This window comes from uncultured Flavobacterium sp. (assembly GCF_963975005.1).
Taxonomy (GTDB): Bacteria; Bacteroidota; Bacteroidia; order Flavobacteriales; family Flavobacteriaceae; genus Flavobacterium.
Window position 1 is genome coordinate 26,371 of sequence record NZ_CAXBFR010000019.1, and the last position, 8,239, is coordinate 34,609.

7 protein-coding genes are annotated in these 8,239 nt (G+C 30.6%); 5 read left to right on the forward strand and 2 right to left on the reverse strand.

The genetic code is table 11. The features are described from left to right. The first annotated feature begins 17 nt into the window (after window positions 1-17). Window positions 18-1,061: a glycosyltransferase gene (locus AACZ53_RS04095; RefSeq protein ID WP_339835012.1), complete on the forward strand. Its 1,044-nt coding sequence runs from the start codon at window positions 18-20 to the stop codon at window positions 1,059-1,061. On the opposite strand, the gene AACZ53_RS04100 is transcribed toward AACZ53_RS04095, so the two are convergent. Both AACZ53_RS04100 and AACZ53_RS04105 read right to left on the reverse strand, forming a co-directional pair. Then, window positions 1,044-2,087 (reverse strand): ATP-binding protein, encoded by a 1,044-nt coding sequence (locus AACZ53_RS04100; protein WP_339835014.1) that lies wholly within the window; start codon window positions 2,085-2,087, stop codon window positions 1,044-1,046. The two genes, AACZ53_RS04095 and AACZ53_RS04100, sit on opposite strands and share 18 nt — an antisense overlap. Beyond that, entirely contained in the window at window positions 2,077-2,769 is a 693-nt protein-coding gene (locus AACZ53_RS04105; protein WP_339835016.1) for a response regulator transcription factor, read from the reverse strand. The genes AACZ53_RS04100 and AACZ53_RS04105 overlap by 11 nt, the downstream gene beginning before the upstream one ends. 180 nt (window positions 2,770-2,949) lie before the next feature. On the opposite strand from AACZ53_RS04105, the gene AACZ53_RS04110 reads away from it, so the two are divergent. From AACZ53_RS04110 to AACZ53_RS04125, 4 genes are all read left to right on the forward strand, one after another. Beyond that, the gene (locus AACZ53_RS04110; protein ID WP_339835017.1) at window positions 2,950-5,718 is read left to right on the forward strand and encodes a TonB-dependent receptor; all 2,769 of its coding nucleotides are present in this window, start codon (window positions 2,950-2,952) and stop codon (window positions 5,716-5,718) included. 149 nt (window positions 5,719-5,867) lie between these two features. Then, window positions 5,868-7,013, forward strand: a complete 1,146-nt coding sequence (locus AACZ53_RS04115) for a hypothetical protein (protein WP_339835018.1) — start codon at window positions 5,868-5,870, stop codon at window positions 7,011-7,013. Window positions 7,014-7,120: 107 nt separating this feature from the next. After that, on the forward strand, window positions 7,121-7,459 hold the full coding sequence (locus tag AACZ53_RS04120; protein WP_339835020.1) for a T9SS type A sorting domain-containing protein: 339 nt from the start codon (window positions 7,121-7,123) through the stop codon (window positions 7,457-7,459). Window positions 7,460-7,564: 105 nt separating this feature from the next. Continuing rightward, window positions 7,565-8,239: hypothetical protein (locus tag AACZ53_RS04125; RefSeq protein WP_339835021.1), on the forward strand; the 675-nt coding region annotated here is incomplete at its 3' end.

Consider the following 8,239-nt stretch of genomic DNA (forward strand, 5'->3'; position numbering starts at 1 on the left):
GTAAAGAATTCTTTTAAATGAAAAAAATAATAGTTGCACCACTAAATTGGGGATTAGGTCATGCTACAAGATGTATTCCGATAATTCAAGGTTTACTTGATAATGGCTTTGAACCCGTTATTGCTAGTGATGGAGTTGCCTTAGAATTATTAAAAAAAGAATTCCCTAAACTAATTTCTTTTGAACTGCCTTCCTATGATATTGAATATGCTGTAAAAGGAAAGAACTTTAAATGGAAAATGATTGTACAATTGCCAAAAATTATTTCAACTATAAAAAAAGAGAGAAATAAAATCAATAAAATTCTCGAAGCCTATAATTTCGATGGAATTATCTCAGATAATAGGTTAGGTGTTTATTCTAAAGACGTGCCGTCTGTTTTTATTACTCATCAATTAAATGTTTTGACAGGAAACACTTCTTGGTTTACTACAAAATTGCATAAAAAATACATCCAAAAATTCAATGAATGTTGGGTTCCTGATGTTGAAAACGGTCAAAATTTATCTGGCAAATTAGGTCATCCAACAGAGTTAATTGGAAATGTAAAATATATTGGCCCTTTGAGTCGATTGTGCAAAAAACCCATGCCTATAAAATATGATTTGATGGTTTTACTTTCCGGACCAGAACCTCAACGTACTATTCTGGAGCAGAAAATTATTGCTGAATTAGAAAAATATCCTAAAAAAGTAGTTTTTATTAAGGGTATTATTGAAAAAAATCAAACTAAAATAGAAAAAGGAAATGTTACCTATTTTAATTTTATGAATAGTATAGAACTTGAAACTACATTTAATGAAAGTAATCATATTCTTTGTCGTTCTGGTTACACAACCGTTATGGATTTAGCTAAATTAAATAAAAAAGCCTTTTTCATTCCAACTCCAGGTCAGTATGAACAAGAATATTTAGCGAAAAAATTTGATAGAGAAGGAATCATTCCAACCTGTAAGCAAGAAAAATTTACAATTCAAAAATTAGATAAAATTGATTTTTATAAAGGATTTACCAATTATAGCAAAAAAATAACTTGGAAAGAATTATTTGATCTTTTCTAAAGTAAAAGAGAACTCAGAACCAACACCATATTCACTTTCGATATAGATTTTTTCATCATGTCCTTCGACAATGTGTTTCACAATTGCTAACCCTAAGCCTGAACCACCTTCGCTACGAGCACCACTCTTATCAACTCGATAAAACCGTTCAAATAAGCGTGAAATATGTTTCTTTTCGATTCCTTCCCCGTTGTCAGTAATTCTCACAATTATTTTATTGTTGACTAAATCCTCAATACTTACTTCTGTTGTGCCGTTTTCTTTTCCATATTTAATAGAATTCATCACTAAATTAGTCACGACTTGTTGAATTTTCTCTTGATCCGCAAAAACAAGAATCTTCGAATTGTAATTTGTGTCAAAAGTTAACGTAATATTCTTCTTAGAAGCACGCATTTCGAGCAAATCAAATACATTTTGAATGACCTCTACAATATTAAATTCTGATAATTCTAAATTAATGTCGCCAGTTTCAAGCTTAGTAATCATATCTAAGTCTTTTACAATATAAATAAGACGTTCTACTCCTTTTTCGGCACGCTGTAAATATTTTTTTCGGATGTTTTTGTCATCCATAGCTCCATCGAGTAATGTTAGCAAATACCCTTGAACTGTAAAAAGGGGTGTTTTTAATTCGTGAGAAACATTACCCAAAAATTCGCGTCTGTATTCTTCACGAATTTTTAGGGTTTCTATTTCTAATTTTTTGTCTTTGGCAAATTTCTGAACTTCTCTTGTCAAAGTTGCCATATCTGTTGTTATAGGCTGGTTTCTAAAAGAGCTTGTTTCTAATAAAGAAACATCATCATATATCTTTTTAACTCGTTGATAAATAAATTTTTCAACTCTATACTGCAAGGCAAAAAAAGAAAAAACAAATGTAGAAACAACTATAATAAAAATATTAATAAAAGATATTTCAATAATTATAAATTGTAATAAAAGCAGTAAAATAAACAAGAATAAACTAATATAAATTGAGGATATTGTTGCAAACTTATATGATTTTTTGAAATTAAATTTCATTAAATTCTATTTTATAACCTACACCTTTAATTGTCTTAAAAAAGTCATCTCCAATTTTTTCTCTTAATTTTCTAATATGAACATCGATCGTTCTTCCTCCTACAATAACTTCATTACCCCAAACTTTATCTAAAATTTCATCTCTTTTAAAGACTTTACCGGGTTTTGATGCTAAAAGATAAAAAAGTTCAAATTCTTTTCTTGGTAAAATTATTTCTTGGCCTTCTTTTACAATTTTATATTCTTCACGATTAATTTCAATGCCATTAACATTTAAAATATCTACTTTTTCTTCTTTTTCTTTTAATCTTCTTAAAAGTGCTTTTACTTTACTGACAAGAATCTTTGGTTTTATAGGTTTTGCAATATAATCATCTGCACCAGCATCAAAACCAGCTAATTGAGAATAATCTTCTGAACGTGCTGTTAAAAATGTGATGATAGTATTCTCTAATTCAGGAATTTTTCTAATGTTTTCACAAGCTTCAATACCATCCATTTCGGGCATCATAACATCTAAAATAATTAAATTTGGAAGTTCTTTTTTTGCCTTAGCGACTGCTTCCCTACCATTAGTTGCTGTAATTACTTGATAGCCTTCTTGAGCTAAATTATATCCAACAATTTCTAGGATATCTTGCTCATCATCAACCAATAAGATTTTAATTTCTTTTTTTTTCATTATAGTAAAAAAGTTGTGTTTTGAATTGTAAAGGTAAAGATAAAATAAAATTTTCAATCCTCTTAACAATTATTTAATCTGTTAACCTTAACATAACACTTGATGTGGCTATTCATAACAAAGAAGTAACACAAAAGTAATTTTATGACACGTTCTTTGCACAAAATATAAAATAACAAAATGAAACTAAAATTTTTATTATTTACCTTATTGTTATCATCTTTCTGTTTTGCACAAAAAGCAACTGTTTCTGGTCTTATACTAGATAAAGAATATGACAACGAACCACTAGCATTTGCTAATGTTATGTTGAAAGGTACTTCACAAGGTACTTCAACAGACGAAAATGGAAAATACACATTAAGCGTTTCTGCTGGAAATCACACATTAGTTGTTGGGTTTTTAGGGTATAAAACTGTTGAAATACCTTTTACAGTTAAAGCAAATGAAAAAAAAGTAATTAATTATACCTTAGAAACTGAAGGTGTAATGCTTGAAGATATAGTTTTAACTGCTACAGTTACTCAAGAAAGTGTTAAAGCTTTATTACAAGAACAACAAAAATCTGTAGAAATTAAACAATCTATTGGTGCTGAAGAAATCTCAAATAAAGGAATTAGTGATGTTGCAGCTGCTGTAACAAAAACAACTGGTATTACTAAGCAAGAAGGTTCTGGAAGTATTTATGTTAGAGGATTAGGTGATAGATATAATTCAACAACAATGAATGGCTTGCCATTACCTTCAAACAATCCTTCTAGAAAAAATATCAATTTAGAAATTTTCTCTACTGATATTGTAGAATATATTGGAATCGACAAAACATATAACTACAAAAACTACGGTGATTTTGCTGGAGCTAATATTGATATCGTATCAAAAAATTATAAAGGTGATGGTTCTCTAGAAGTAGGAACAGGAATGGGTGCAAATTCAAATGCAGTTCAACAAAATAAATTCTATTTGCAAGATGGGCCTAGCTTTCTTGGGTTTAGCAATGAACCTATACCTAACAATCCTTTATCGGGATATAACTTTTCTACAAGTTGGGACAAACAAGCATCTACACCCGTAAATAGTTCTTTTTACATTAGAGGTGGAGATTCTTATTCATTTGGAGATTATAGTAAAATAAGTTTCTTTTTAAATGCTTCTTTTGATAATGGATATACTTATAAAGAAGGAGTAAGAAGAGGAAGTGTAAACGTTCAAGGGCTTGCTATTAAAAACTTGAACAGAAAAGCTTATGAATATCAAACTAATTCTAATGCATTGGCAAACATTAATTATAGAATTAACGAAAATCACAATATTCGTATAAACTCAATGTTAATTAATTCGGCTTCACAAAAACATGAAGAATTTAACGGAATTATTGACGCAAATGGTTCGGCTCAAAATGGTGGTGGTTTTATCCGTCGTTCTACTTTTGACAGAACTTATTTGTTAGTGAATCAACTTTTAGGAGATCATAAATTTGGAGAAAGAGTTAGATTAGATTGGGGATTGTCATACAACACACTAACTAACGTGATTCCAGATCGTATGCAAAATACAATTGTGCCTTTTTTATATGATGACCCTAACTCTCGCTTAGTAGCTTCTGACGTAAATCCATCAGATAACCAAAGATATTATCAAGAAATGACTGATGATGAAATTGCAGGTAACTTTAGTTTATCTTACAAATTTGGTAAAAGTGAAAATGGTGATTATAAAGGAAAATTAATTGGAGGTTATAGTGCACGTTATAAAGAAATTAATTTTGATGCAACACAAATTAATTTAGCGGTAACAAGAAGTAATTTTGCATCTCAACCAACAGTTGATTTAAACAACCTAGACGGCTATTTTAATCAAGCAAATCTTGATGCTAACTTCTTTTCATTAAAAACATTTAGAGGAGATATTACAAATGCTAATGCTTTAACGCCACAAAACTTTAATGGACAACAAATTATTTCAGCCGGTTTTGGTGCAATTGAATATCAATTTACTCCAAAATTATATGTAATTGGTGCATTCCGTTCAGAATTTATCATTCAAGATATTGATTATGACACTTCTTTAAAACAAGGAAAAAATAAATTTGACACTATGGAGTACTTACCTTCATTATCGGCAAAATATGAATTAAACGAAAAACAAAATTTAAAATTAGCAGCGAGTAAAACCTATACTTTACCACAATTTAAAGAAAGAGCTCCTTTCTTATATGAAGAAGTTGGACAATCATATTTCGGAAATCCATTTTTATACAATTCAACCGATTATAATTTTGATTTGAAATGGGAATATTTCCCTAAAGGTGGAGAAGTAATTTCGTTAACAGGTTTTGGAAAATATATTCAAAATCCAATTAATGAAGTAACAGTAGCTTCTGCTACAAATGATATCTCTTGGGTAAATTCTGGTGAAAAAGCAGTTGGAATTGGAGCAGAATTAGAAATAAGAAAAGATATATTTAGTTTTGAAGGATCAAATGACAAAAAAACAAATATATCATCTGGTTTAAATGTTTCTTACTTACATACAAATCAAGATTTGGATTCAGAAAAGGTAAAAAAAGAAACTAACGGATTAGGAGTTGCGTTTACAAATAGTAATTCAAGATTAACAGGTGCATCTGATTTGTTAATTAATGCTGATGTTAGTTTAAACAAAAGCTTCTCTGCTGATCAGTCTTTAACAGCAACTTTATCTGGAGCCTATTTCTCTGATAGAATTTATGCATTAGGTGTAACAGGAAAAGGCGACCTTGTTGATAGTGATGTTATTGCCTTAGATTTTATTCTAAAATTTAGGTTAAATAAAAATCTTGGTTTTGGTCTTAGTGCAAAAAATCTAACAGACCCAACAATTGAAAGAAAACAAAACATTCAAAATGTAGTTGTTGACTCTTATAAAAAAGGGAGAAACTTTAGTTTTTCAATGAAATACTCATTCTAAACAATTAGTTAACATAAAAGAAATATTAGGGAGGTTTTTTACAAGCCTCCCTATTTATTTTTAATAAACTCATAACATTCAGGTAAATTTTAGTTAGCATGCTAATCCTACATTTGCCTTAACAAATTAAAAAACACAAAACACACACAATGAAAAAATTTATTTTATCTACGTTAGCAATTGCTGCCTTAGCATTTACATCTTGTTCAAGAGATGATAATTCAACAGAAACACCAAGTGGTGTAGTTAACATTGATGCTAATGATTTTAAAGGAACTTTAACAAGTGGACAAACAACTACTTTAGATCCTTCTAAAACTTACAAATTAACAGGTTCATTTGTAGTTGAAGCTGGTGCTTCATTAACTATTCCTGCTGGAACTAGAATTGAAGCTGTCGGAGGAACATCTTCATACATTGCTGTTGCACAAGATGGTTTAATCTATATTACTGGAACTGCAACAAACCCAGTGGTTATGACAAGTGGGAAAACAGTTAAAGCAACAGGAGACTGGGGTGGTTTAGTTATCTGTGGAAGAGCTACAACAAACAAAGGAGGTTCTAACGGAGAAACTGCTACTGCAGAGGTTTCTGATTTAACTTATGGTGGTAATGAAAACAATGATAGCTCTGGAGTTATCAAATATTTAAGAGTAGAATATACAGGTGCAGCATTTAATGCAGATAAAGAATTTAATGGTATCTCATTATTTGGTGTTGGTTCTGGTACTACATTTGAATATATTCAAGCTTATAAAAGTGGTGATGACGGAATCGAATTCTTCGGTGGAGCTGTTAATGCTAAATATTTAGTAGCTTTACACAGTGAAGATGATGCATTAGATTTTGCTGATGGTTTTTCAGGTTCTATTGACTATGCTTATGTGAAAGATGTTGCTAAAGCTGGTATTGAAGGATCAAACAATGGAGATAATGGTGCTGCTTTACCAAGTACAAACGTTACTTTAAAAAACATTTCTCTTGTAAAAGGTGCTTTAGCAGGTCAAGAGCATGGAATGTACATCAAAGAAGGTGGTGGAAAATGGGCTGGTCAAAATATTTACATACAAGACTTTACAAAAGGAATTAAAATTAACTCTACAGATGCTCCTGCTAATGCAAGTGTAACTAATGGTTTTGTTACATTTAGTCCTATTCAGTTTTCTAATATCTCTGGAGATTTTTCTGAATATACAGGTCCTAATACGACTTACATGACTCAAGGAACTGCAACTGGTGCTGGAAACAATGGAGACACTCCAATTTGGGCTGCAGGATGGACAACAGGTTTGTAATTCACCCTATATAATGACAATTAATCCCTCTTCGGAGGGATTTTTTTTGTGGTATACTTTTTGTATTATAATTTTTGTATATTTACGCTAATAAAATTCATCCCCAAATGAAGAAAAACTACATTTTAACTCTAATTATAGCATTTTGCTTCCTTACTTTCGATACTTATGCGCAAGAAAGCAAGTCTGCTATAGGTAATTCTCAAGGACCTACTATTGAAGGATTATCAATCTACCCGAACCCCGTTAGTAACGGCAAATTGTATATTACATCAAAATTTGGCTTAGAAAAAGAAATTCAAATTTTTGATGTCCTAGGCAAAAAAGTATTTGATACTACCACTAATGTAAAAGAAATTAACATTTCTAACTTAAATGCAGGAGTATACATCATCAAAATTAAAGAAAAAGACGCTTCTGCTACAAGAAAACTAATTATCAAGTAGTTAGACTCTTTTTTATATTATTAATCCTATATTATTTTTTTGTTAACTCCTTTTTTGTTAACCAAAAAACCATTACTTTTGTCCTATAATTTAAAATCAAAAAAAATGAAAAAAATCTACTCTTTATCTTTATTGTTTTTAACCACTTTAGGTTTTGCACAAACTACAGATTCTTTTACAGGAACTGGAATACTAACTGATAATGGTTGGGTAAAACATAGTGGTGCAACTGCTGGACAACTAATGATAGTTGCTACTTCAAGTGACAGTGGTAATAGTTTGTTCAAAACAGGTCTTGCTGCTTCTACAGGAAACAGAACAACAGTTTTATCAACTGACTCAGAAGATGCTAACAAAGAATTAACTACTCCAATTACTACAACAGCATATTTTTCTGTCTTAGTAAAAGCATTAAACACAACTAGTTTACAAGCAAATACAGCAAGTGGTGATTACACACTTTGCTTAGGAGCAACTGCTGGAGCAACTGGCGTAAGTGCTTTTTCTGGTAGAATTTATACAAGAACTGGTTCAGTTACTGATACAGTTAATTTTGGAATTTTAAATAATTCTGGAGGAACCGCAACTCCAACATATTTAGCTACCGATTTTCCTATTAACCAAACTGTGTTTTTAGTTGTAAAATATGATATTGCAACTAATACTGCTAGTTTATGGGCAAACCCAACACCTGGAGCAGTTGAACCAGCTGCTGGAGCAACAAATGTTACTGGTACAACTGCAGCGCCTTCACAAATTGCAAGTATAGTAATTAGACAA